This is a genomic window from Streptomyces sp. NPDC057950 (assembly GCF_042887295.1).
GTDB classification, from domain to species: Bacteria; Actinomycetota; Actinomycetes; order Streptomycetales; family Streptomycetaceae; genus Streptomyces; species Streptomyces kaempferi.
On the sequence record NZ_JBHVPP010000011.1, the window covers coordinates 106,851 to 130,313 of the forward strand.

At 71.5% G+C, this 23,463-nt stretch carries 21 protein-coding genes; 8 read left to right on the forward strand and 13 right to left on the reverse strand.

The window, feature by feature from the left end; genetic code table 11:
• Positions 1 to 25 precede the first annotated feature (25 nt).
• The gene (locus tag ACFVTC_RS19675; RefSeq protein ID WP_390128598.1) at positions 26 to 1,510 is read left to right on the forward strand and encodes a cytochrome P450; all 1,485 of its coding nucleotides are present in this window, start codon (positions 26 to 28) and stop codon (positions 1,508 to 1,510) included.
• On the opposite strand, the gene ACFVTC_RS19680 is transcribed toward ACFVTC_RS19675, so the two are convergent.
• From ACFVTC_RS19680 to ACFVTC_RS19725, 10 genes are all read right to left on the reverse strand, one after another.
• On the reverse strand, positions 1,472 to 2,326 hold the full coding sequence (locus tag ACFVTC_RS19680; protein ID WP_390128600.1) for a pentapeptide repeat-containing protein: 855 nt from the start codon (positions 2,324 to 2,326) through the stop codon (positions 1,472 to 1,474). The two genes, ACFVTC_RS19675 and ACFVTC_RS19680, sit on opposite strands and share 39 nt — an antisense overlap.
• Positions 2,327 to 2,411: 85 nt before the next feature.
• Complete coding sequence (gene sigJ / locus ACFVTC_RS19685; RefSeq protein ID WP_390128601.1) at positions 2,412 to 3,305, reverse strand: RNA polymerase sigma factor SigJ; 894 nt, start codon at positions 3,303 to 3,305, stop codon at positions 2,412 to 2,414.
• A 150-nt stretch (positions 3,306 to 3,455) separates the two neighbouring features.
• Positions 3,456 to 4,757, reverse strand: coding sequence for an alpha/beta fold hydrolase (locus ACFVTC_RS19690; RefSeq protein WP_390128603.1), 1,302 nt, complete (start codon positions 4,755 to 4,757; stop codon positions 3,456 to 3,458).
• Between the two features lie 121 nt (positions 4,758 to 4,878).
• The gene (locus tag ACFVTC_RS19695) at positions 4,879 to 5,904 is read right to left on the reverse strand and encodes a LacI family DNA-binding transcriptional regulator (RefSeq protein WP_390128606.1); all 1,026 of its coding nucleotides are present in this window, start codon (positions 5,902 to 5,904) and stop codon (positions 4,879 to 4,881) included.
• A 76-nt stretch (positions 5,905 to 5,980) separates the two neighbouring features.
• Positions 5,981 to 6,157, reverse strand: a complete 177-nt coding sequence (locus tag ACFVTC_RS19700) for a hypothetical protein (protein ID WP_390128608.1) — start codon at positions 6,155 to 6,157, stop codon at positions 5,981 to 5,983.
• Between the two features lie 15 nt (positions 6,158 to 6,172).
• Positions 6,173 to 6,493 (reverse strand): L-rhamnose mutarotase, encoded by a 321-nt coding sequence (locus ACFVTC_RS19705; protein ID WP_390128609.1) that lies wholly within the window; start codon positions 6,491 to 6,493, stop codon positions 6,173 to 6,175.
• Positions 6,494 to 6,510: 17 nt separating this feature from the next.
• Positions 6,511 to 7,593 (reverse strand): rhamnose ABC transporter substrate-binding protein, encoded by a 1,083-nt coding sequence (gene rhaS, locus ACFVTC_RS19710; RefSeq protein ID WP_390128611.1) that lies wholly within the window; start codon positions 7,591 to 7,593, stop codon positions 6,511 to 6,513.
• A 29-nt stretch (positions 7,594 to 7,622) separates the two neighbouring features.
• Positions 7,623 to 8,615: an ABC transporter permease gene (locus tag ACFVTC_RS19715; RefSeq protein WP_390128614.1), complete on the reverse strand. Its 993-nt coding sequence runs from the start codon at positions 8,613 to 8,615 to the stop codon at positions 7,623 to 7,625.
• The gene (locus tag ACFVTC_RS19720; protein ID WP_390128616.1) at positions 8,608 to 9,648 is read right to left on the reverse strand and encodes an ABC transporter permease; all 1,041 of its coding nucleotides are present in this window, start codon (positions 9,646 to 9,648) and stop codon (positions 8,608 to 8,610) included. The genes ACFVTC_RS19715 and ACFVTC_RS19720 overlap by 8 nt, the downstream gene beginning before the upstream one ends.
• A 28-nt stretch (positions 9,649 to 9,676) precedes the next feature.
• Complete coding sequence (locus ACFVTC_RS19725) at positions 9,677 to 11,194, reverse strand: sugar ABC transporter ATP-binding protein (RefSeq protein ID WP_390128618.1); 1,518 nt, start codon at positions 11,192 to 11,194, stop codon at positions 9,677 to 9,679.
• 308 nt (positions 11,195 to 11,502) lie between these two features.
• Between ACFVTC_RS19725 and rhaI the strand changes: the two genes are divergently transcribed.
• The 7 genes from rhaI (at position 11,503) to ACFVTC_RS19760 (ending at position 20,449) form a co-directional block, all read left to right on the forward strand.
• Positions 11,503 to 12,663 (forward strand): L-rhamnose isomerase, encoded by a 1,161-nt coding sequence (gene rhaI / locus ACFVTC_RS19730; RefSeq protein ID WP_390128621.1) that lies wholly within the window; start codon positions 11,503 to 11,505, stop codon positions 12,661 to 12,663.
• Positions 12,664 to 12,808: 145 nt separating this feature from the next.
• Complete coding sequence (locus ACFVTC_RS19735; RefSeq protein WP_390128623.1) at positions 12,809 to 14,848, forward strand: bifunctional aldolase/short-chain dehydrogenase; 2,040 nt, start codon at positions 12,809 to 12,811, stop codon at positions 14,846 to 14,848.
• Positions 14,845 to 16,293, forward strand: a complete 1,449-nt coding sequence (locus ACFVTC_RS19740; protein ID WP_390128625.1) for a rhamnulokinase family protein — start codon at positions 14,845 to 14,847, stop codon at positions 16,291 to 16,293. The genes ACFVTC_RS19735 and ACFVTC_RS19740 overlap by 4 nt, the downstream gene beginning before the upstream one ends.
• Positions 16,294 to 16,388: 95 nt before the next feature.
• Positions 16,389 to 17,144: a (Fe-S)-binding protein gene (locus ACFVTC_RS19745; RefSeq protein ID WP_390128626.1), complete on the forward strand. Its 756-nt coding sequence runs from the start codon at positions 16,389 to 16,391 to the stop codon at positions 17,142 to 17,144.
• On the forward strand, positions 17,141 to 18,628 hold the full coding sequence (locus ACFVTC_RS19750) for a LutB/LldF family L-lactate oxidation iron-sulfur protein (protein ID WP_390128629.1): 1,488 nt from the start codon (positions 17,141 to 17,143) through the stop codon (positions 18,626 to 18,628). The genes ACFVTC_RS19745 and ACFVTC_RS19750 overlap by 4 nt, the downstream gene beginning before the upstream one ends.
• A complete protein-coding gene (locus ACFVTC_RS19755) occupies positions 18,625 to 19,272 on the forward strand; it encodes a lactate utilization protein C (protein ID WP_390128631.1) in 648 nt (215 codons plus the stop codon). Before ACFVTC_RS19750 ends, ACFVTC_RS19755 begins: the two co-directional genes overlap by 4 nt.
• 22 nt (positions 19,273 to 19,294) lie before the next feature.
• Positions 19,295 to 20,449, forward strand: a complete 1,155-nt coding sequence (locus ACFVTC_RS19760) for an ABC transporter ATP-binding protein (protein ID WP_390128633.1) — start codon at positions 19,295 to 19,297, stop codon at positions 20,447 to 20,449.
• Between the two features lie 336 nt (positions 20,450 to 20,785).
• Here ACFVTC_RS19760 and ACFVTC_RS19765 read toward each other — a convergent pair whose 3' ends face one another.
• From ACFVTC_RS19765 to ACFVTC_RS19775, 3 genes are read right to left on the reverse strand one after another with little or no spacing between them, the layout of a single operon-like run.
• On the reverse strand, positions 20,786 to 21,721 hold the full coding sequence (locus tag ACFVTC_RS19765) for an ABC transporter substrate-binding protein (protein WP_390128634.1): 936 nt from the start codon (positions 21,719 to 21,721) through the stop codon (positions 20,786 to 20,788).
• Positions 21,718 to 22,389, reverse strand: a complete 672-nt coding sequence (locus ACFVTC_RS19770) for an ABC transporter permease (protein ID WP_390128636.1) — start codon at positions 22,387 to 22,389, stop codon at positions 21,718 to 21,720. Before ACFVTC_RS19770 ends, ACFVTC_RS19765 begins: the two co-directional genes overlap by 4 nt.
• Complete coding sequence (locus ACFVTC_RS19775; RefSeq protein WP_390128639.1) at positions 22,386 to 23,066, reverse strand: ABC transporter permease; 681 nt, start codon at positions 23,064 to 23,066, stop codon at positions 22,386 to 22,388. The genes ACFVTC_RS19770 and ACFVTC_RS19775 overlap by 4 nt, the downstream gene beginning before the upstream one ends.
• Between the last annotated feature and the right edge of the window lie 397 nt (positions 23,067 to 23,463).

Genomic DNA, 23,463 nt, shown 5'->3' on the forward strand with positions numbered 1-23,463 from the left:
CCGCAGGCACAAGGGAGATCGCGTGATGGCGGAGACGACAGGAGCCCTCCTGCCCAAGGGGTTCCGCAGTGCCGAGCTGGGCTGGCCGGAGCTGCACCGCATCCCGCACCCGCCGTACCGGATCCCGGTGATCGGGGATGTGATCGGCTCCAACGTCCGCTCCCCGTTGCAGGATTCGATGCGCTTCGGGCGTCAACTCGGGCCGATCTTCCGGCGCAGGGCCTTCGGCAAGGAGATCGTCTTCGTGTGGGGCGCGGAGCTCGCGGCCGAACTCGCGGACGAGGCCCGGTTCGCCAAGCACGTGGGACTCGGGGTGGCCAACCTCCGGCCGGTCGCCGGGGACGGGCTGTTCACGGCCTACAACCACGAGCCGAACTGGCAACTGGCGCACGACGTGCTCGCCCCCGGGTTCAGCCGTGAGGCCATGGAGGGGTACCACCCGATGATGCTGGCCGTCGCGGAGCGGCTGACCGACCGATGGGACCGGGAGCGGGCCGCCGGACGCGCGGTCGACGTGCCCGCCGACATGACGAAACTGACGCTGGAGACCATCGCCCGCACCGGGTTCGGCCACGACTTCGGTTCCTTCGAGCGCTCCCGGCCGCATCCCTTCGTGACGGCGATGGTCGGCACCCTGACCTACGCGCAGCGACTCAACGTGCTCCCCGCGCCCCTGGCACCCGTGGTGCTGCGCGGCGCCACCCGGCGCAACGCGGCGGACATGGCGTACCTCAACCGCACGGTCGACGGTGTCGTGGCGGCCCGTGGGCGATCCGGCGGCGCGGGAGACCTGCTCGACCGCATGCTGGAGACCGCCCACCCCGTGACCGGGGAGCGGCTGACGCCCGAGAACATCCGCCGTCAGGTCATCACGTTCCTGGTCGCGGGTCACGAGACGACCTCGGGTGCGCTCTCGTTCGCCCTGCACTACCTCTCGCGGCACCCCGGCATCGCCGCCCGCGCCCGTGCCGAGGTGGACCGCGTCTGGGGCGACACGCCCCGGCCGGGCTACGACCAGGTCGCCAAGCTGCGGTACGTGCGCCGGATCCTCGACGAGTCGCTGCGGCTGTGGCCGACGGCGCCCGCCTTCGCGCGCGAGGCCCGGGAGGACACCGTGCTGGGCGGCGTCCACCCGATGCGGCGGGGGGCGTGGACCCTGGTCCTGACGGCGATGCTGCACCGCGATCCGGACGTCTGGGGAGCCGACGCGGAGGCCTTCGACCCGGACCGCTTCGACGCACAGGCGGTACGGTCCCGGCCCGGCCACACCTTCAAGCCGTTCGGGACCGGCGCCCGCGCCTGCATCGGCCGCCAGTTCGCGCTGCACGAGGCGACACTGGTCCTCGGGCTGCTGCTGCGCCGCTACGAACTGCGCCCCGAGCCCGGCTACCGGCTGCGGATCGCCGAGCGTCTGACGCTGATGCCGGAAGGGCTGCGGCTGCACCTCGAAGACCGGGCGCCCGCACCGGACTCAGCGCCCGGCCGACCAGTGATCCGGTCGGCCGACTGACCGCGGCAGCCTGGTGCCCGCGCCGCCCCGGGCCGCGTTCACCTGGGGCTGGGTCAGGAAGAACGCCCCGGTCAGGTCGGCGTCCGTGAGATCGGTGTCCCGCAGGTCGGCGCCGATCAGGTCCGCGCCGCGCAGATCCGCTCCCGTGAGGTCGGCGGCGATGAGGTACGCGCCGCGCAGATCCGCACCCCGCAGGTCGGCGCCTTGGAGACGGGCACCCATCAGGTCGGCGCCCCGGCGGTCCTTCTTCCTGCCGTTCTTCCCGCGCCCGGCTCCCGCCCGCACCAGTTCGCTGGTACGCAGCAGCAGTACGTTGACCTCCTGCCGGTGCGCGCCGACGTCGAGTTCCTCCAGCTCGCCGGGGGTCAGGCCGGTCAGCCGATCGGTGGTGGCGAGCGCACGGCGGACGTCGGCATGCACCGGGGCGGCCGCGGGCAGCGTCAGCGCCTCGTTCAGGTACCAGAGCAGTTCGTGGAGCTGGCGGACGACCGGGAACACGTCGAACATCTGCCGGGCGCGCTCCCGCGGGACGGAACGCCAGTCCTGGCCGCCGAAGGTGGCCTGGGAGACCTTCTGCCCGGCGCCGAAGCAGTCGTACACCGTGCAGCCCGTGAAGCCCTTCCGGCGCAACCCCGTATGGATCCCGCACCGGGAGTCGGCCGCCAGGTTGGGGCACGGCTTCCCGGCGTCCTTGTCGATCGCGAAGTCGGCCGAACGGGCGAAGGGCAGCGCGACGCAGCACAGCCCGAAGCACTCACCGCAGTCGGCCCGCAGTTCCAGAAGCCGGTCCGTGGCTGTTCCACTCTCTTCCCGCATGCCCCCAGCCTACTGACCCGGGAACAACGCCCTGAACTGGGCCGATGACATGACCGGGAACCGAGGAGGACGGGGCGGTCGCCGGTCAGTCGCCGAACGGGGTGAGGTCGAGCCGGGCCAGCCGCTCGGGGTCGGACAGGATGTACATCCCGGCGATCCTCCCGTCGGTTACGGTGACGCCCATGACCGCCAGCGGCAGGCCCCCGGGCGCCGTGACGACGCCGACGGCGCCGTTGACCAGCGCGAGCCGCGAGGAGTCCGCGAACCGCCGGAACATGAGCGCCTGCCCGGCGACGGTCCGGGCACCGCGCACCAGCTTGGACGCGGCCGCGCCGCCGACGAGGGCGCCGGAGTCGGCGCGGAGCACCACGTCGGGGTCGAGGACGGCGACCAGTGCCTCGAAGTCCCCCGCGCGTGAGGCCGCGAGGAAGGCGTCGAGGACCTCCTTCTGCCGGCCGAGATCCGGCTCGGCCCCCGGTGCGGCTCCCTGGACGCGGCGCCGCGCGCGGCTGGCGAGCTGGCGGGTCGCGGCCGGGGAACGGCCCACCACGGGCGCGATGTCCTCGAAGGGCACCGCGAACATGTCGTGCAGCACGAACGCGAGCCGCTCGACGGGCTCCAGCGTCTCCAGCACCACGAGCAGGGCGAGGCCGACCGAGTCGGCCAGCAGCGCCTCCTGTTCGGGATCGACCCGGTCCAGGGGACTCACGACCGGATCGGGGACGTAGGTGTCCATCGGCTCCTCACGACGCGCGGCGCGGGTGCGCAGGATGTCCAGGCAGACCCGGCCTGCCACGGTGGTCAGCCAGGCCGCCAGGTTCCTGATGCCGGCCGCGTCGGTCCGGCTCAGCTTGAGCCAGGTCTCCTGCACGGCGTCGTCCGCCTCGCTCAGCGAGCCGAGCATCCGGTAGGCCACCGCTCGCAGGCGGCCCCGGTGCTCCTCGAACCGCTCGGCGAGAAGCCCTTCGTCGTCCCTCACCCGTCCCCCTTCCCCACCGGACCCGACACCGTGCGGAACCGAACGCCGTGCCGGGCCGGACGTCAGCCGATGCCGGACGCGGCGTCGACCCCATCACCGTGCCTGGTCCGCCGTCCGCCGGGCCGGACGCGGCTCACGACCGCGGGGTCCTCAGACCTCGTCGCGCGTCAACGCCAGCAGACGGTCCAGGACGCGGGGTCCGCCGGCCCGTACGCCGTCGTGCTCGAACTCGTCGGTCACCCAGGTGCGCAGACCACCGATGGCGCGGGCGGTGCGCAGCGCGTGCCCGGTGTCGACGTACATGTCGTCGTGGTAGACGGCAGCGGCCACCGGGACCTCGTTGGCGGCGAGCCGGGCGGGGTCGTACAGCGGCCGCCAGTCGGTGCGGGCGGCCAGTTCGGCGGCGGTCTCGCGCAGTGGCCGCAGCGCGGGGTCGGTGTCGAACATCCAGGGATGCACGGACTCACCGGTGAACAGCAGGGGCCCGTCGTCGGCGAGTGTCTTGGCCGCGTCGAACTGCGGGAACTCGCCGCGCACCCGCTCGGCCGACCAGGCGGTGGGCCGGTCGTCCTGCCCGTAGATCGCCTCGTGGATCAGCGCGTACAGCGGGTGGCCCGCGTACGAGAGCAGCCCCTGCACCTCCTCCTGGAAGGCGTCGGAGAGGGCCGGCCCCTGCGGGGTGCGCACGAAGGCATCCTCCAGGAGGTAGTGCAGCCGGTGACTGCCCTCGCCGCCGCCGAGGAGGATGCCGAGCGACTGGAAGGCCTCGACGGTGAGGCGGTAGCCGCCGCTCAGGACCGGTTCGTGCCGCAGGAGGTACTCGGCGATCTGCCGGGCCCGCTCCACGTCCTGGGGGTAACGCGCGTAGTGTGCCGCCACTTTGCGTTCGATTCGGGGATACGCGGCCCGGTAGATGTCATCGGCGTGCGCGTCCAGCGAGGGCAGTCCGCCGGTGATCAGGACCGCGCGCAGTCCTTCGGGTGCCGTCGAGAGGTAGTTCACCGCGCAGAAGCCGCCGAAGCTCTGGCCCAGTACGGTCCAGGGCGCGCCGCCGGTGAGCCGGGGGCGGATGGCCTCGCAGTCGCGGACGATGGAGTCGCCGCGGAAGTGGGTGAGGTAGTCCGCCTGCGCGCGCGGGCCACCGCGCAGCGGGAGTGTCTGGCGGTTGGCCGGCGTGGAGTGGCCGGTGCCGCGCTGGTCCAGCAGCAGGACCCGGAACTCCTTGAGCGCGCGGCCGAGCCAGGCCTGCTTGCCGACGAAGCGGTTGGCGCCGAAGCCGGGGCCGCCTTGGAGGTAGACCAGCCACGGGAGGTCCTGGTGCGCCTTCTCGCTCGCGACGGCCGCGCGGGCGAACAGCTGGATGCTCTCCCCCGTCGGCTCGTCGTGGTCGAGGGGCACGGTGAAGCGGTGGTCGGTGAGGACGACACCGGGCTGGCGGTAGCTGACGGTCAACGGGACTCCCCAGGCGTACGGATTCCAGACTGCGTCCCAGTTGAACACATGGTCCCGGCCCGGCCGAGCCCGGGGATCAAGAAACCGTACTGAATGGCCGCTCAGCACCGGGTGGGGAGGATCAGCGTGCCGAGAGGCTGGAGCGGCGTACCACCAGCTCCGGCTGGAGCACCACCCGCCGGTGTTCGTGCGGCACCGGAGCGGTCTCGGCCTCCGTCTCCTCCAGCAGCAGTTCGGCGGCGAGGGCGCCCATCGTCATGGCGGGCTGGCGCACCGAGGTGAGCGGGACGGCCGCCGCGGCGGCGAACTCGATGTCGTCGTAGCCCACGATCGCGAGGTCGTCGGGGACGCCGACGCCCGCCGCGTACATGGCCTGCAGGACACCGAGTGCGAGCAGGTCGTTGGCGCAGAAGACGGCGGTCGGGCGCACGGCCAGGCCGAGCAGCCGGGCGCCTGCGTCACGGCCCGCGGCGACGTCCAGGCGCTGGGTCGGCAGCTCCCTGAGCGCGCTGGGCGGCAGCCCGGCCTCGGCCAGCGCGTTCAGCGCGCCGGTGCGCCGGTCGGTGACCTGGTTCAGTCCCGGTGGTCCGCTGACGTACGCGATCGAGCGGTGACCGGCGTCCACGAGGTGGCGTACGGCCAGCGCGCCGCCCTCCACGTCGTCGACCGAGACCGAGCACTCGGTGGTGCCCTCGGCGACCCGGTCGACCAGTACGAAGGGGATGCCGTTGCGGCGGAAGGTCGCGATGTTGCGCCCCGTCGCGTCGGCGGGGGTGAGCAGCACCCCGCGGACCCGCTGCTCGGCGAAGAGCGACAGGTAGTCGGCCTCCTCGCTCGCGCTCTGCGCGCTGTTGCAGACCATCACGCCGAGCCCGGCGTCGCGGGCGGCCCGCTCGGCGCCGCGCGCCACGTCCACGAAGAAGGGGTTGCCCATGTCGAGGACCAGCAGGCCCATGATCCGGCTGCGCCCGGCCCGCAGCTGGCGCGCCGACTCGCTGCGGACGTAGCCGAGCCGGTCTATGGCCGACTGGACGCGCGCCCGGGTCTCGGAGGCCACGCTGTCCGGGCGGTTGATCACGTTCGAGACCGTGCCCACGGAGACTCCGGCGGCGCGGGCGACGTCCTTGATACCCACCGACTGAGCCATCAGGCAAGAACCTCCAGGTAGACGAGAAGCGGCGGGCGGGCCTTCACATTACCCGCGCGTCCCCGGGGACCGGCGCTCATGCGGGCAGCCGGAATGCGACGGCGTGGAGTGCCCGGGGCGTGGTGCCGCCGGTCTTCTCCCGGTACACGGCGGCGCTGGCGGGACCCGGGTCGGCGGCCCGCGCCGTACCGCCGTGACCGGGACCCCCGACGATGGCCGCCGGCGCCGTCCTCGGCAAGGCGCGTCGTCTCATGTGCGGGGCTCCTGGTCAGGCGAGATGGAAGACTTCGGTGAGGGGTTTCATCGCCTCGTCGGGTCTGGCGCCGTCCAGCGATTCGAAGAACGGCGCCATCTCCGCCTGCCAGCGGGCGTTGACGGCGGTGGCCTCCATGGCGGCCCGGGCGGCCGCGAAGTCCTCGGTCTCCACGTAGCCGACCAGCAGTCCGTCCTCGCGCAGGAACAGCGAGTAGTTGTGCCAGCCGGTGGCCGAGAGCGCCTGGAGCATCTCGGGCCACACGGCGGCGTGCCGCTCGCGGTACTCGTCGAGGCGGTCCGCCCGGACCTTCAGCAGAAAGCACACGCGCTGCATCAAGGACCCTTCAGCGCCTAGAAGTTGAACTGGTCGATGTTCTTGGTGTCGAAGACGGTCGGCTTGCCGAGGTTGATCACGCCGTCCTTGCCGATGGTGAAGGTCCCCATGTCGCCCGCCTTGAAGGTCTCGCCCTCCTTGCCGCTGATCTGTCCCGACACCAGCGCGACGGCGGTGCGGGCGGCGAGCTCACCGAGCTTCGCCGGGTCCCACAGCTCGAAGCCGTCGACGGTGCCGTTCTTGACGTACTTGCGCATGTCGTTGGGGGTGCCGAGGCCGGTCAGCTTGACCTTGCCCTTGTACTTCGAGCCGGACAGGTACTGGGCTGCCGCCTTGATGCCGACCGTGGTCGGGGAGATGATCCCCTTGAGGTTCGGGTGCTCCTGGAGAAGGCCCTGGGTCTGCTGGAAGGACTGCTGCGCGTCGTCGTTGCCGTAGGCGACCTTGACCAGCTTGACGTCCTTGTACTTGGGGTCCTTCAGTTCGTCCTTCATGAAGTCGATCCAGGTGTTCTGGTTCGTGGCGGTCTGCGCGGCGGACAGGATCGCGATCTCGCCCTTGTAGCCGATCTGCTCGGCGAGCAGTTGCACCTCGGTGCGGCCCAGGTCCTCGGCGCTGGCCTGGGAGACGAAGGCGTTGCGGCACTCGGGCTTGGTGTCGGAGTCGTAGGTGACGACCTTGATCTTGTTGCTCATGGCCTGCTTGAGCGCGGTGCACAGCGCGCCCGGGTCCTGTGCGGACACGGCCATCGCGTCGACCTGCTGCTGGGTGAGCGTGTTGACATAGCTCACCTGGCCGGAGGTGTCGGTGGCACTGCTGGGGCCGACCTCCTTGTACTTGGAGCCCAGTTCCGTCAGCGCCTTCTCGCCGCCCTTGTCGGACGAGGTGAAGTACGGGTTGTTGACCTGCTTGGGCAGGAATCCGACCGTCAGGCCCTTCTTGGTCGCCGCGTTCGGGTCGGCCTTGCCGGCCGTGGCGTTCGAACCGCTGTCGGCCTTCACGTCCTTCTTGGTGGTGCCACCACAGGCGGTGGCCGCCAGGGCGAGCGAGGTGACGGCGGCGAGCGCCACGCAGGCGCGGCGGATCGTTGACTTGCGCATGGCGGAAGTTCCTTTACGGGGGTGGGCGGTTACGAGGTCGGAGTCGAGGCGGCTCTGCGGCCCGCCCTCGCTACGGAGATCTGCCGCGCGACCCGGGGGCCGAGCACGGAGACGACGAGCAGAACGCCGGTGACGACGATCTGCGACTGCGCGGAGACGTTGGAGAGGCTCATCACGTTCTGCAGCGCGCCGAGCAGGAAGACTCCCGCGACAGCGCCGCCGAGCGTGCCCTTGCCGCCGTCGAAGTCGATGCCGCCCAGCAGGACGGCGGCGACGACGGAGAGTTCCAGGCCGGTTGCGTTGTCGTAGCGGGCGCTGGCGTAGTGCAGCGCCCAGAAGATGCCGGTCAGCGAGGCCATGAAGCCGGTGGCGACGAACAGGATCAGCTTCTGCCGCTTGACCCGGATGCCGGCGAATCGCGCGGCCTCCTCGTTGGCGCCGACCGCGAAGGCCGAGCGTCCGAACGGGGTGGCGTGCAGGACGAGAACGGCGATCGCGAGGAGCACCAGGAAGGGCAGGAATGCCTGCGGGATGAAGGTGTTCCCGATGCGGCCCGCCGCGAAGTCCTGGTACTGCGTGGGGAAATCGGTCACCGCGTCCGAGCCGAGCACGATCTGCGCGATGCCCCGGTAGGCGGCGAGCGTGCCGATGGTGACGGCGAGGGAGGGCAGGCCGAGCCGGGTCACCAGCAGGCCGTTGACCAGTCCGCACACCACGCCGAGCAGCAGGCACAGCGGGATGATCGTCTCGATCGCCATGCCCTGGTTCCACAGGGCACCCATCACCGAGCCGGACAGACCGGCCGTGGAGGCCACCGAGAGATCGATCTCCCCGGCCACCACGAGCAGGGTCATCGGCAGCGCGATGAGCGCGATGGGCAGCGTGTTGCCGATCAGGAACGACAGGTTCAGGGCGTTGCCGAAGCCGTCGACGAAGCCGAAGGAGAACAGCAGCAGGACGATGAGGAGGGCGCCGACGACCGTGTCCCAGCGGACGGCGCGCGCGAGGGGCGAGTCAGCCATGGCGGGCGTTCCTCTTCTTCAGTGCGGAGGCCACGCGCAGCGCGACGATCCGGTCGACCGCGATGGCGAGGATGAGCAGGACGCCGTTGATGGCGAGCACCCAGACGGAGCTGACGCCGAGCGCGGGCAGCACGCTGTTGATGGAGGTGAGCAGCAGCGCGCCGAGCGAGGCGCCGTAGACGCTGCCGGAACCGCCGGTGAAGACGACGCCGCCGACCACCACGGCGCTGACGACGGTGAGTTCGTAGCCGGTGCTGGTGCCGGAGTCGACGTTGCCGAACCGGGCGAGGTAGAGCGCGCCGGCGAGGCCGGCGAGGCCGCCGCAGACGACGTACGCGGTCAGGATGCGCTTGCGCACCGGGATGCCGGCCAGCCGCGCGGCCTCGGGGTTGGAGCCGAGCGCGTACAACTCCCGTCCGCTGCCGAAGTGCTTGAGGTAGTAGGCGGTCACCAGCAGCACGGCCAGGGCGATCAGGGCGAGGTAGGGCACCGCCGAGATGCCGCCGGAGCCGAAGTCGACGAAGCTGCCCGGGAGGTCGGCGGCGGTGATCTGCCGGGAGCCGACCCAGATGGAGTCGATGCCGCGGATGATGTAGAGCGTGCCGAGGGTGACGACGAGCGCGGGTACCTGGCCGAGGCTGACCAGCAGGCCGTTGACGAGTCCCCAGCCGATGCCGAGCAGCACCGCGAGGAACACCGCGACGACGGGGTTCCCGCCGCCTTGCAGATAGGTGCCGGCCGCGAAGGCGCTGATGCCGAGCGTGGAGCCGACCGACAGGTCGACGTTCCGGGTGATCACCACCAGCGACTGGCCGGTGGCGACCAGCACCAGGATGGTCGCGTTCAGCAGCAGGTCCTTGATGCCCTGCTCGGACAGGAACTGGCTGTTGCCCATCTGCGTGATGACGATCATCACCAGGAAGACGGCCAGGATGGCGAATTCGCGCATCTTGAAGACGCGGTCCACCAGCCGGGTGCCGCTCGACCGGGGAACCTCGGAGGCGGGGGCGGGGTTGGGTGCGGTCACCGTCATGCGGCGGCCCTCTCAGTGTCGGTCGTCGTCATGCGGCGGCCCTCCCGGTCGCTGCGGCCATCACGGATTCCTCGGTGGCTTCGGAGCGCGGGATCTCGGCGGTGAGCCGGCCCTCGTGCATCACGAGGACCCGGTCGGCCATGCCGAGGATCTCGGGCAGGTCGGAGGAGATCATCAGGACGGCGACACCGTCCGCGGCCAACTCGCTGAGCAGCCGGTGCACTTCGGCCTTGGTCCCGACGTCGATGCCGCGTGTCGGCTCGTCCACGATCAGTACCTTGGGGCCGGTGGCGAGCCACTTGGCCAGGACGACCTTCTGCTGGTTGCCGCCGGAGAGCGTGGCCACGGTGTCGGCGAGCCGGGCGTACTTCACCTGGAGCTTGACCGCCCAGTCGAGGGAGCGGCTGCGCTCGGCGCCCCGGTCCATCAGGCCCGCCCTGACGGTCGTACGCAGCCCGGTCAGACCGATGTTGCGCTCGATGGACATGTCCATCACCAGGCCCTGGGCCCGCCGGTCCTCGGGGACGAGGGCGAGGCCCGCCGACATGGCCGTCGAGGGCGCGCCGTTGGTGAGCGCCCGGCCGTCCACCTCCACCTCTCCGGCGTCCCAGCGGTCGACGCCGAAGACGGCCCGTGCCACCTCCGTACGGCCCGCGCCTACGAGACCGGAGAGACCGACGATCTCACCGCGCCGGACGTCGAAGGAGACATCGGTGAAGACGCCCTCGCGGGTCAGGCGGCGCACGCTGAGGGCGACTTCGCCCGCCTCGACGTCCTGTTTGGGGTAGAGCTCGTCGAGGTCGCGGCCGACCATCCGGCGTACCAGGTCGTCCTCCGTCATGCCCTCCAGCGGCTCGCTGGATATCAGGGCGCCGTCGCGCAGGGTCGTGACCCGCCGGCAGATCTGGAAGATCTCCTCCAGCCGGTGCGAGATGAACAGCACCGCCGAGCCCTGCTCGCGCAGGGTGCGCACCACGCCGAACAGGCGCGCCACCTCGCTGCCGGTGAGGGCCGCGGTCGGCTCGTCCATGATCAGGACCCGGGCGTCGAACGAGAGCGCCTTGGCGATCTCGACGATCTGCTGGTCGGCGATGGACAGTCCGCGCGCCGGGCGCTCGGGGTCGAGTTCGACACCGAGGCGCTTCATCAGGCCGGCGGTCGCCGCGTGGGTGGCCTTGTGGTCGATGCGGCCGAGTGCGCGCCGGGGCTGGCGGCCCATGAAGATGTTCTCGGCGATCGAGAGGTCGGGGAAGAGCGTGGGCTCCTGGTAGATCACCGCGATACCCGCGTCGCGGGCGTCGGCGGGACCGTGGAAGACGGTGGGCTGGCCGTCCAGCAGCACCCGGCCGGCGTCCGGTCGGTGCACGCCGGCGAGCGTCTTGATGAGGGTCGACTTGCCCGCGCCGTTCTCACCGGCGAGTGCGTGCACTTCGCCGGGGAACAGTTCCAGGGACACGTCCCGCAGGGCGCGCACCGCGCCGAAGGACTTGGAGATGTCCTCCAGCGCCAGTACGGGGGCCGGACCCGCGTCGGACCGGTGGGTCATGGGAGCTCCTCAACGACGCGGGCGGAGAGGCCTCACGACGTCGTGAAAGGTTTCAACTAGGTTGCCGGGACGTTAGGCATGTAGCCCAGGTCACGTCAATGGGTTCGGGTCGAAATTCTCGATAGACAGAGGTCACAACCGGGTCACGAAGAGCCGTCTTCGTCGAGGGGGTTGACAGCCTTTCGGGGTGCTCATAGCTTCAGCTTTCTGAATCGTTTCAGACCACCCCTGTTCAGATCGAAGCCGTCCGGACCGAAGTCGCCGTCGCTCAGACCCGACGTCACACCCGAAGTCACAGGAGCCCCGAAGTGACCGAGCTCGCCGCGGTGAAGGCCGCACTCAAGACCCAGGCAGTAGAGACGCCGTCGTGGGCGTACGGGAACTCGGGAACCCGCTTCAAGGTGTTCGCCCAGCCCGGCGTGCCGCGCAGCCCGCGGGAGAAACTGGACGACGCCGCCCAGGTGCACGCCCACACCGGTGCCGCGCCGTCCGTCGCGCTGCACATCCCCTGGGACAAGGTCGAGGACTACAAGGCCCTGGCCGAGTACGCCGGGGAGCGCGGCCTGCGGCTCGGCACGATCAACTCCAACACCTTCCAGGACGACGACTACAAGCTGGGCAGTGTCTGCCACCCGGACGCCACGGTGCGCCGCAAGGCTCTCGACCACCTGCTCGAGTGCGTCGACATCATGGACGCGACGGGCTCGAAGGACCTGAAGCTCTGGTTCGCCGACGGCACGAACTATCCCGGCCAGGACGACATCCGCGAGCGCCAGGACCGGCTGGCCGAGAGCCTCTCCCAGGTCTACGAACGGCTCGGGGACGACCAGCGGATGCTCCTGGAGTACAAGTTCTTCGAGCCCGCCTTCTACGCGACGGACGTGCCGGACTGGGGTACCGCGTACGCGCACTGCCTCAAGCTCGGTCCCAAGGCACAGGTCATCGTCGACACCGGGCACCACGCGCCCGGCACCAACATCGAGTTCATCGTCGCCACGCTGCTGCGTGAGCGGAAGCTCGGCGGCTTCGACTTCAACTCGCGCTTCTACGCAGACGACGACCTCATGGTGGGCGCCGCCGACCCCTTCCAGCTCTTCCGGATCATGTACGAGGTGATCCGCGGCGGCGGCTTCACCCCCGACGTCGCGTTCATGCTGGACCAGTGCCACAACATCGAGGCGAAGATCCCCGCGATCATCCGCTCGGTGATGAACGTTCAGGAGGCCACCGCGAAGGCGCTGCTCGTGGACCGGGACGCGCTGGCCGTCGCCCAGCGCGAGGGTGACGTGCTCGCCGCGAACGCCGTGATCATGGACGCGTACAACACCGACGTACGGCCGCTGCTGCGCGAGGTCCGCGAGGAACTCGGCCTGGACGGCGACCCGGTGGCCGCGTACCACCGTTCCGGATGGGCGCAGAAGATCGCCGCGGACCGGGTGGGCGGACAGCAGGCCGGGTGGGGGGCGTAGCCCTCGCGCCGCGTCCGCCGGGTGACCCCGGCGGACGGCCGCGGGCCGTGCGCCACGGACCGCACGGCCGCCCGCTCCCCGCCGGGTGCGCCACGGCACCCGTACGTCCCCTCTCTTCACTCCTCATTCCCTAAGGACCAGGAACATGGCACCCCATCCCGAAGCCGCCGCTCTGCTGGCCCGGTCGCACCGGCTCGGCGCCGACCCCCGCAACACCAACTACGCGGGCGGCAACACGTCCGCGAAGGGCACCGACACCGACCCCGTGACCGGCGGCGACGTCGAGCTGATGTGGGTGAAGGGGTCGGGCGGCGACCTCGGCACGCTGACGGAGTCCGGGCTCGCGGTCCTGCGGCTGGACCGGCTGCGGGCCATGACGGAGGTCTACCCCGGCGTGGAGCGTGAGGACGAGATGGTCGCCGCGTTCGACTACTGCCTGCACGGCAAGGGCGGCGCGGCCCCGTCCATCGACACCGCGATGCACGGTCTGGTGGACGCCGCCCACGTCGACCACCTGCACCCCGACTCCGGTATCGCGCTGGCCTGCGCCGCGGACGGCGAGAAGCTGACCGCGGAGTGCTTCGGCGACACCGTGGTCTGGGTGCCCTGGCGCCGGCCGGGCTTCCAGCTCGGCCTGGACATCGCGGCCGTCAAGAAGGCCAACCCCCGCGCGATCGGCTGTGTTCTGGGCGGCCACGGCATCACCGCCTGGGGCGACACGGCCGAGGAGTGCGAGCACAACTCGCTGCACATCATCAGGACCGCCGAGGCGTTCCTCGCCGAGCGCGGCAGGCCCGAGCCCTTCGGGCCGGCCGTCGAGGGCTACGCGGCCCTTCCCGTGACCGAGCGCCGTGAGCGCGCGGCGGCCCTCGCGCCGTACGTCCGGGCGCTGGCCTCCCAGGACCGTGCGCAGGTCGGCCACTTCACCGACTCCGACGTCGTCCTCGACTTCCTCGCGCGCGCCGAGCACCCCCGTCTCGCCGCGCTCGGCACCTCCTGCCCCGACCACTTCCTCCGTACCAAGGTCCGGCCCCTCGTCCTCGACCTGCCGCCGACAGTCGAGCCGGCCGAGGCGATCGCCCGTCTGAAGGAACTGCACACCGAGTACCGCGAGGAGTACGCCGCCTACTACCGGCGGCACGCCGTCGCCGGCTCCCCCGCGATGCGCGGCGCGGACCCGGCGATCGTGCTGGTCCCCGGTGTCGGCATGTTCTCCTTCGGCAAGGACAAGCAGACCGCCCGTGTCGCGGGCGAGTTCTACGTCAACGCGATCAACGTGATGCGGGGCGCCGAGTCCGTCTCCACGTACGCGCCGATCGAGGAGTCGGAGAAGTTCCGCATCGAGTACTGGTCGCTGGAGGAGGCGAAGCTCCAGCGCCTGCCCAGGCCCAAGCCGCTCGCCACCCGGGTGGCGCTGGTGACGGGCGCGGGCAGCGGCATCGGCAAGGCGATCGCCGAGCGGCTGGTGGCCGAGGGTGCCTGCGTGGTGGTCGCCGACCTGAACGCGGAGAACGCCGCCCGGGTCGCGACGGCGCTGGGCGGTCCCGACAGGGCCGTGGCCGTGACCGTCGACGTGACCTCCGAGGAGCAGATCGCCGAGGCCTTCCGGGCGGCGGTGCTCGCCTTCGGCGGCGTCGACCTGGTGGTCAACAACGCGGGGATCTCCATCTCCAAGCCGCTCCTGGAGACCACCGCGAAGGACTGGGACCTCCAGCACGACATCATGGCCCGCGGCTCCTTCCTGGTCTCCCGCGAGGCCGCCCGGGTGATGATCCGGCAGGAGCTGGGCGGCGACATCGTCTACATCGCGTCCAAGAACTCGGTCTTCGCCGGCCCGAACAACATCGCCTACTCGGCGACCAAGGCCGACCAGGCCCACCAGGTCCGGCTGCTGGCGGCCGAGCTGGGCGAGCACGGCATCCGTGTCAACGGCGTCAACCCGGACGGTGTGGTGCGCGGTTCGGGCATCTTCGCGGGCGGCTGGGGCGCCCAGCGCGCGGCCACCTACGGGATCGAGGAGGAGAAGCTCGGCGAGTTCTACGCCCGGCGGACCATCCTCAAGCGGGAGGTACTGCCCGAGCACGTCGCGAACGCCGTGTTCGCGCTGACCGGCGGGGACCTCACCCACACCACCGGTCTGCACGTCCCGGTCGACGCCGGTGTCGCGGCGGCATTCCTGCGATGAGCGAGCGGCACAAGACCTTCGCCGCGGTCGACCTCGGCGCGTCCAGCGGACGCGTCATGGTCGGCCGCGTCGGCCCCGGAGCCCTGGACCTCACCGAGGCCCACCGCTTCCCGAACCGGCCGGTACGGGTCCCCGAGGGCCTGCGCTGGGACATCCTCGCGCTTTACGCGGGAGTGCTCGACGGACTGCGCGCCGCCGGGCAGGTCGACTCCGTCGGCATCGACAGCTGGGCCGTGGACTACGGACTGCTGGACGCCGACGGGGCGCTGCTCGGCAACCCGGTGCATTACCGCGACACCCGCACCGAGGGCGTCGCGGAGCAGGTGTGGGCCAGGGTGCCCGCCGCCGAGCTGTACGCGACGACCGGGCTCCAGTACGCCCCGTTCAACACCCTCTACCAACTCACCGCGGCCCGCTCGACGGCCCAACTCGCCCACGCCGAGCGGCTGCTGCTCATCCCCGACCTGCTGGCCTACTGGCTGACGGGCGAGGCGGGCACGGAGCTGACCAACGCCTCCACCACCCAGCTGATCGACCCGAGGACGCGCGAGTGGGCGCACGACCTCGCGGGGCGGCTCGGCATCGACCTGAAGCTGTTCGCGCCGCTGCGCCGGCCGGGCGACCCGGCCGGCCACCTGACGCCCCGGGTACTCGAGGAGACCGGACTGACCGGCCCGGTCCCGGTGACGACCGTCGGCTCGCACGACACCGCCTCCGCGGTGGCCGCCGTCCCCGCCGTCGGGGAACGCTTCGCCTACATCTGCACCGGCACCTGGTCCCTGGCGGGCCTGGAGCTGGCCGCGCCGGTCCTCACCGAGGCGAGCCGGGCGGCCAACTTCACCAACGAACTGGGCCTGGACGGAACGGTCCGCTACCTGCGCAACATCATGGGGCTGTGGCTGCTCCAGGAGTGCCTGCGCGAGTGGGACCACCCCGACCTGGGCGAACTGCTGCGGACCGCCGCGGAGATCCCGCCACTGCGATCGGTCGTGGACGCGGGCGACGCCGCCTTCCTCGCCCCCGGCCGGATGCCGGCCCGGATCGCCGACGCCTGCCGGGCTTCGGGACAGCCCGTGCCCGGGTCGCGTGCCGAGATCACCCGCTGCATCCTCGACTCCCTCGCGCTCGCCCACCGCCGGGCGGTCGCCGAGGCGCAGGAGCTCGCCGACCACCCGGTCGACGTCGTGCACATCGTCGGCGGCGGCACCCGTAACGAACTGCTCTGCCAACTGACCGCCGACGCCTGCGGGCTGCCGGTGGTGGCGGGCCCGGCGGAGGCGGCCGCGCTCGGCAACGTCCTGGTCCAGGCGCGGGCCCAGGGCCTGGTCGGCGACCGTACGTCGATGCGGCGGCTCCTCGCCCGTACGCAGCCGTTGCGGCGGTACGAGCCCCGGGGCGACGCGGCCGTCTGGCGCGCCGCGCAGGACCGGCTCGTCCGTCCGTGAGCGGGGACCGGCCCGACTCCCTGACCGAGGACTCCCCTGGCGCCCGGCCGCCGCGTACTCTGCACTCATCCGATGACCGATCCCTAGGAGCCGCGATGCGTGTCGCTCTGTTCCTGACCTGTGTCAACGACACGCTCTATCCGGACACGGGCCGCGCCGTGGTGAAACTGCTGACCAGGCTGGGCGTGGAAGTCGACTTCCCGATGGCCCAGACGTGTTGCGGGCAGGCGCACTACAACACCGGGTACCGGCATCAGGCCGAACCGCTGGCCCGGCATTTCTCCGATGTCTTCGGTGGGTACGAGGCGATCGTGACGCCTTCCGGTTCGTGCGGCGCGATGGTGCGGGAGCTCTATCCACGGATGGGCGAGCGGGCACGGGCCGAGGGCCGCGGCGACACGCTCGCGGCCACGCTCGCCCCGGTCGTCCCCAAGACCTACGAGCTCACCGAGTTCCTGGTGGACGTGCTGGGAGTGACGGACGTGGGCGCTTACTACCCGCACACCGTCACCTACCACCCCACCTGTCACGGGCTGCGCGGTCTGGGGCTCGGCGACCGGCCGCGCAGGCTGCTCCAGGCCGTCAGGGGACTGGAACTGCGCGAGCTGCCCGGCGCCGACGAGTGCTGCGGCTTCGGCGGCACCTTCGCCGTCAAGAACCCCGACGTCTCGGCGGCGATGGGCGCCGACAAGGTGCGCAACGCCGAGTCGACCGGCGCGGACGTCCTGTGCGCCGCCGACAACTCCTGTCTGATGCACATCGGCGGCACGATGACCCGGCTGAGCACGGACATGCGGCCGGTCCACATCGCGGAGATCCTGGCGAACACGGAAGGGGGGCCGAGCGCGTGAGCGGCACCTTCGTCGGCATGCCGGCCTTCCCCGAAGCCGCCCACGAAGCGGTCAACAACCCCACCCTGCGCGCGAATCTGCGCCACGCCACCCACACGATCCGTGCCAAGCGCGCCGTCGCCGTGTCCGAACTCGACGACTGGGCGGCCCTGCGCGAGGCCGGCAAGCAGATCAAGGACCACACACTCCGTCATCTCGACCGTTATCTCGTCCAGTTGGAGGAGTCCGTCACCGCGGCCGGTGGCGTCGTGCACTGGGCCGCCGACGCCGACGAGGCCAACCGGATCGTCGTCGAGCTGGTCAGGGCGACCGGTGAGAGCGAGGTCGTCAAGGTCAAGTCGATGGCCACGCAGGAGATCGGTCTCAACGAAGCCCTGGAGGCGGAGGGCATCCACGCCTACGAGACCGATCTCGCCGAGCTCATCGTGCAGTTGGGCAAGGACCGGCCCTCGCACATCCTGGTCCCCGCCATCCACCGCAACCGGGGCGAGATCCGCGACATCTTCACCCGCGAGATGAGCGAGTGGGGACGCCCCGCGCCCGAGGGTCTCACCGACACGCCCGCCGAACTGGCCGAGGCCGCCCGGCTCCATCTGCGCGAGAAGTTCCTGCGCGCCAAGGTCGGCATCTCCGGCGCCAACTTCATGGTCGCCGAGACCGGCACGATGATGGTGGTGGAGTCCGAGGGCAACGGCCGGATGTGCCTGACCCTGCCCGAGACGCTGATCTCGGTCGTCGGCATCGAGAAGACCGTGCCGACCTGGCGGGACCTGGAGGTCTTCCTGCAGACCCTCCCCCGCTCCTCGACCGCCGAGCGCATGAACCCGTACACCTCGATGTGGACGGGCACCACGGACTCGGACACGGCGGACGGCCCCCGGACCTTCCATCTGGTCCTGATCGACAACGGCCGCACCGACACGCTCGCCGACGAGGTCGGCCGCCAGGCGCTGCGCTGCATCCGCTGCTCGGCGTGTCTCAACGTCTGCCCGGTGTACGAGCGGGCCGGCGGGCACGCCTACGGCTCGGTCTACCCCGGCCCGATCGGCGCCATCCTCAGCCCCCAGCTGCGGGGTACCCAGAGCGAGATCGACGCCTCCCTGCCGTACGCCTCCTCGCTGTGCGGCGCCTGCTACGAGGTCTGCCCGGTCGCCATCGACATCCCGGAGGTCCTCGTCCATCTGCGCGAACGGATCGCCGAGGGTGGCCGGGTGACGCGGGAGGGCAACAAGGCCGTCCTCAAGCCCGCCAAGGGGCACGCCGCCGAGCGGGCCGCCATGCGGGCGGCGCGCTGGGCGTTCGGCCGTCCCGGCGCGCTGCGCACCGGTCAGCGGCTGGCGTCCCGGACGCGCCGCTTCCATCCACGGACGCTGCCCGGACCCGGCCGGGCGTGGAGCGACACCCGGGACCTGCCGGCGGTGCCCGCGGAGCCGTTCCGCGACTGGTGGCAGCGGACCCGAGGCGGAAAGGACGTACCGAAGTGAGCAGCAGGGAGCTGATCCTGGGGCGGGTGCGACGCGCGCTCGCCGACGTCCCCCGGGACGACACGCCGTACGAGCAGGCCGTACCGCGGGAGTATCTGCGCGAGCACGGCGACCGGAGTGTCGCCGGGACGGTGGACCTGCTGGCGGAGAACCTGGCGGACTACCGGGCGCTCGTGCACCGCTGCACGGCCGACGAACTGGCGGCGACGATCGCCGGGCTGCTCGCCGCGCACGGCTCGGCCTCGGTGGTCGTACCGGCGGGTCTGGACGGGACCTGGCTGGCCGCGACCGCGGTGACGCGGGTGACCGACCGGGCCGAGGACACCCCGGCCGAGCTGGACCGCGTCGACAGCGTGGTGACCGGGTGCGCGCTGGCGATCGCCGAGACGGGCACCCTCGTGCTGGACGGCGGCCCCGATCAGGGCCGTCGTCGCATCACGCTGGTCCCTGACCACCACATCTGTGTCGTCCGCGTCCCCGGGCAGGTCGTCTCCTCCGTGCCCCGGGCCCTGGAGCGTCTGGACCCGGCCCGCCCGCTGACGTGGATCTCCGGCCCGTCGGCGACCAGCGACATCGAACTCGACCGGGTCGAGGGGGTGCACGGTCCGCGCACCCTGGAGGTGGTGCTGGTGAGCGGCGGGTGACGTGCGCGGTTAGCGTGAGGGGATGATCCGGTTCGAACAGGTCACCAAGCGCTATCCGGACGGCACGACGGCCGTGGACGGCCTCTCGTTCGAGGTCGCGGAGGGCGAACTCGTCACGCTCGTCGGCCCGTCGGGCTGTGGCAAGACGACCACCATGATGATGGTGAACCGGCTCGTCGAACCGACCTCGGGCCGGATCCTCGTGAACGGCGAGGACGTGGCCACCGTCGACCCGGTCCGGCTGCGGCGGCGGATCGGGTACGTCATCCAGCAGGTCGGCCTGTTCCCGCACCGGACCGTCCTCGACAACACGGCGACGGTCCCGACGCTGGTCGGCTGGAAGAGGACGAAGGCCCGTGCCCGCGCCGCCGAGTTGCTCGACCTGGTGGGCCTGGACCCTAAGACGTACGGGTCCCGCTATCCGGACCAGCTGTCGGGCGGTCAGCGTCAGCGGGTCGGAGTGGCGCGGGCGCTCGCGGCTGACCCGCCGGTACTGCTGATGGACGAGCCCTTCGGCGCCGTCGACCCGGTGGTCCGCGAGCAGTTGCAGGACGAGTTCCTGCGGATGCAGGAGTCGGTGCGCAAGACGGTGCTGTTCGTCACGCACGACATCGAGGAGGCGGTCCGGCTCGGCGACCGCATCGCGGTGTACGGGCAGGGGCGCATCGAACAGTTCGACACGCCGGGCGCCGTACTGGGCGGCCCGGCCACGGAGTACGTCGCCGGATTCGTCGGGGCCGACCGCGGGCTGAAGCGGCTGTCGGTCACCGAGATCCAGCCGGACGACCTGGAACAGCCGCCCGTCGCACGCATGGACGAGTCCGCCGGGCGGGCCGCCGAACGGTTGCGTTCCCGGAGCGCCCGCTGGGCGGTGGTGCTGGACGCCGAGGGCGACCTGCACGGCTGGGTGGGTGCCGACGAGCTGACCGGGGGCGGCTCCGTGGGGGACCACGTCCACCGGATGAACTCCTGGGTCCCGGTGGGTGCCCCGCTGAAACAGGCCTTCGGTGTCCTGCTCCAGCACGACGCGGGGTGGGTCGCGGTACTGGAGGGCGCGCGGTTCCTCGGTGTCCTGACCCCGGCGCGTCTGCACGAGGCGCTGCGGCGCTCCGTGGACGCGGACGCGCGGGGGGTCGCGCGGGGGCAGGTGGCCTTCGACTCGGTGCCCAAGGGGTAGCGCACCGCCGGGTTTCGGGGGCGTGCGGGTGGGGCCTGGCTGGGGGCCGGATTCGGCTGCGGCTGAGGTTCGACTGCGGGCGGGCCGGCGGGTGTGGGTGGGTGGCTGTGTGGGTGGGTGTGGGTGGGTGGCTGTGTGGGTGGGTGTGGGTGGGTGGCTGTGTGGGTGGGTGTGGGTGGGTGGCTGTGTGGGCGGGTGTGGGTGTGGGTGTGGGTGTGGGTGTGGGTGTGGGCTGAGCGCGCCGTTCCCCGCGCCCCCTGGCGGGGCGCTCTGTGAACCGGGTGCGCCGGGTCCGGCGGCCTCGTACCGTCGCTCGGGCCGGTCATGCCCTTCCGGTCACTTCAGCAGGCCCTTCTCCTTCAGGTAGGCGCGTGCCACGTCCTGCGGGAGCCGTCGCCAGCTGTCCACCTGCTGGTTCATGGACGCCAGGTCCGCGGTGGTGAGCACGGCGTTGAGTGCTCCCAGCGCCTTGGTGACGCCCTCGCCGCCCGCGCGCGAGCGGTTGACGACGGGCACGATGTAGTCGGCGTTCTGCAGGTGCTTGTCGTCGGCGAGCAGGACGAGCCCGAACTCGCCGAGGGTCGCGTCCGTCGTCGTGGTCAGCACCATCTGGTCCCGGCCGCTCCGCACGGCCTGCTTCGCCTGGGTGGTGCCGACGCCCTTCGGGTCGACCGCGGTGATGTCGATGCCGTACGTCTTCCTCAGGCCCGGTTCGCAGTAGGGCCGCTCGACGCACTCGTCGCCCGCCGCGAGCCGCACCTCGAGACCGGACGCCCCGAGGTCGCTGAGGTTCTTCAGCCGGTGCTGCCGGGCGTACCGGCCGGTCACGGCGAAGGCGTTCTGGTCGACGGCCCTGCCGGGGTCGAGGACGGTGAGGCCACGCGGTGTGGCGAGCGCGCGCAGCGCCTTCATGGTGGCGTTGAGGTCGGGCGAGCCGGCCGGTGGTGCGTCGGCCCCGTGGGTCTTGGCGTTCAGCCAGTCCGCGAAGGTGGCCGCGTACTCCGGGACGACGTCGATCTGACCGGACTCCAGGGCGGGTTCGTAGAGCTCGCGGTTGGCGACCGTGAGCATGGAGGTCCTGTATCCGGCCTGTCTCAGCAGCAGGGCGTACATCTGGGCCAGCAGATCGCTCTCGGTGAACCCGGCCGAGCCCACGGTCAGGTGTTTGCTGTCGCCGGGCGGGGCGGTGACGGCGCCACGGTTCTCCAGGGACGGGCCGGTGGCACAACCGGCGAGCAGGAACACCCCCGCGAGAACGGCGTACCGCTTCATCGCCGGCCTCTCGCCAGGCGCGGCGCGAGCCGTTCGGCGGTCTCGAAGAGCCCCTCGACGATCAGCGCGAACACGGCGACCAGGACGGCACCAGCGACGACCTGCGGGGTGCTCGCCAGGTTGAATCCCGCGGTGATGATCCTGCCGAGCCCGCCGCCGCCCGCGAGCGCGGCGATGGTGGCCGTCGCGACCAGTTGGACGGCGGCGATCCGTACGCCGTTCATCACCATCGGGAGGGCGAGGGGCAGTTCGACCTGGAACAGCATCTGCCGCCCGGTCATCCCCATGCCGCGTGCCGCCCGCACCACGCCGCGGTCGACCTCGCGCATGCCGACGTACGCGTTGGTGAGCAGCGGCGGGACGGCGAACAGCACGAGCGCGACGACCGTGGGCCCCTCGCCGTATCCGCCGAGCGGGGTGAGCAGCAGGAGGACGAGGACGGCGAAGGTGGGGACGGCCCGGCCGATGTTGGAGAGGTTGACCGCGAGCGCGCCGCCCTTGCCGAGATGGCCGAGGACGAGGGCGACGGGCAGCGCGATCAGACAGCTGATGACCAGGCAGACGGCGGTGAGGACGAGGTGCTGGGCGAGGCGGTGCCGGATGCCGTCGTCACCGGTCCAGTGCGCGGGGTCGGTGAGCCAGTGCCAGGCCTCGGCCAGGGTGTTCATCCGCGGGCTCTCCGTGTCCAGGGGGTGATGAGCCACTGCACCCCGAGCAGCAGGAGGTCGGCCGCGACGGCGATGACGACGCACAGCACGGACGCGGTGAGGACCTGCGCCTTGAAGTAGGTGTTCATGCCCGCGTAGATGAGGTTTCCGAGACCACCGAAGCCGACGATCGCGCCGACCGTGACCAGTGAGACGGCCGACACGGTGGCGATCCGCAGTCCGGCCATCGCGGCGGGCACCGCGAGCGGCAGTTCCACGGTGAGCAGCAGTCGGACGGGCCCGTAGCCCAGGCCGCGCGCGGCCTGCCGGGTCTCCTCGGGGACGGCGCGCAGGCCCGCGAGGATGTTCCGTACGAGAAGGGTCAGGGAGTAGAGCACGAGACCGGCGACGACGAGCGCGGCCGACAGTCCGTACACGGGCAGGAGAAGCGAGAACATCGCCAGTGACGGGACGGTGTACAGGACGGTGGTCGCCGCCAGCACCGGACCGGCCGCCCAGCCCCAGCGGCGGGCGAGGACGGCCAGCGGCACCGCGACGGCGAGTCCCACGAGGACGGCGATCACGGTGAGCTGCAGGTGCTGGACGACGGCGTCGAGGAGGATCTGGCGGCGGGTGCTCAGGTACGCGCCGCAGATCCACTCGTTGCGGGCGAGGCAGTCGTCCGGGGGCGCCGTCATCTGTCCATTGCAGCGGGCCCGCAGGGGGGCGGCGCGTTCTGGTGACCCGTACGAGGTGTTACCGGGTGCGGGCGCGGACGCGGGTTTCCGTCATCGTCGCCCGGGGTGGGGCGGGCCGCGCGGAATCGGACGGTGCCGGCGCGCCGGGAGAATTCTTCCGCCCGCGTGACAGATGTTCCGGCCGATATTCGCGTGCCACTGGAATGGGTCCTCGGAAATGCCGCGGTCCACGAGAAATCCGGGTGGCGGCGCGTCCAACCCGTCGGCCGGAATTTGTTTGGATCGAGTCCACCCAGGTAGTTCGAAGGGAGGCGGTCCGCTGGCCAACCATTCCCGGGAGGGTTCGGCAGTGAGCCCGCCCCCCGGCCGCCCGGATGGGGCGACCCACCGGACGGCC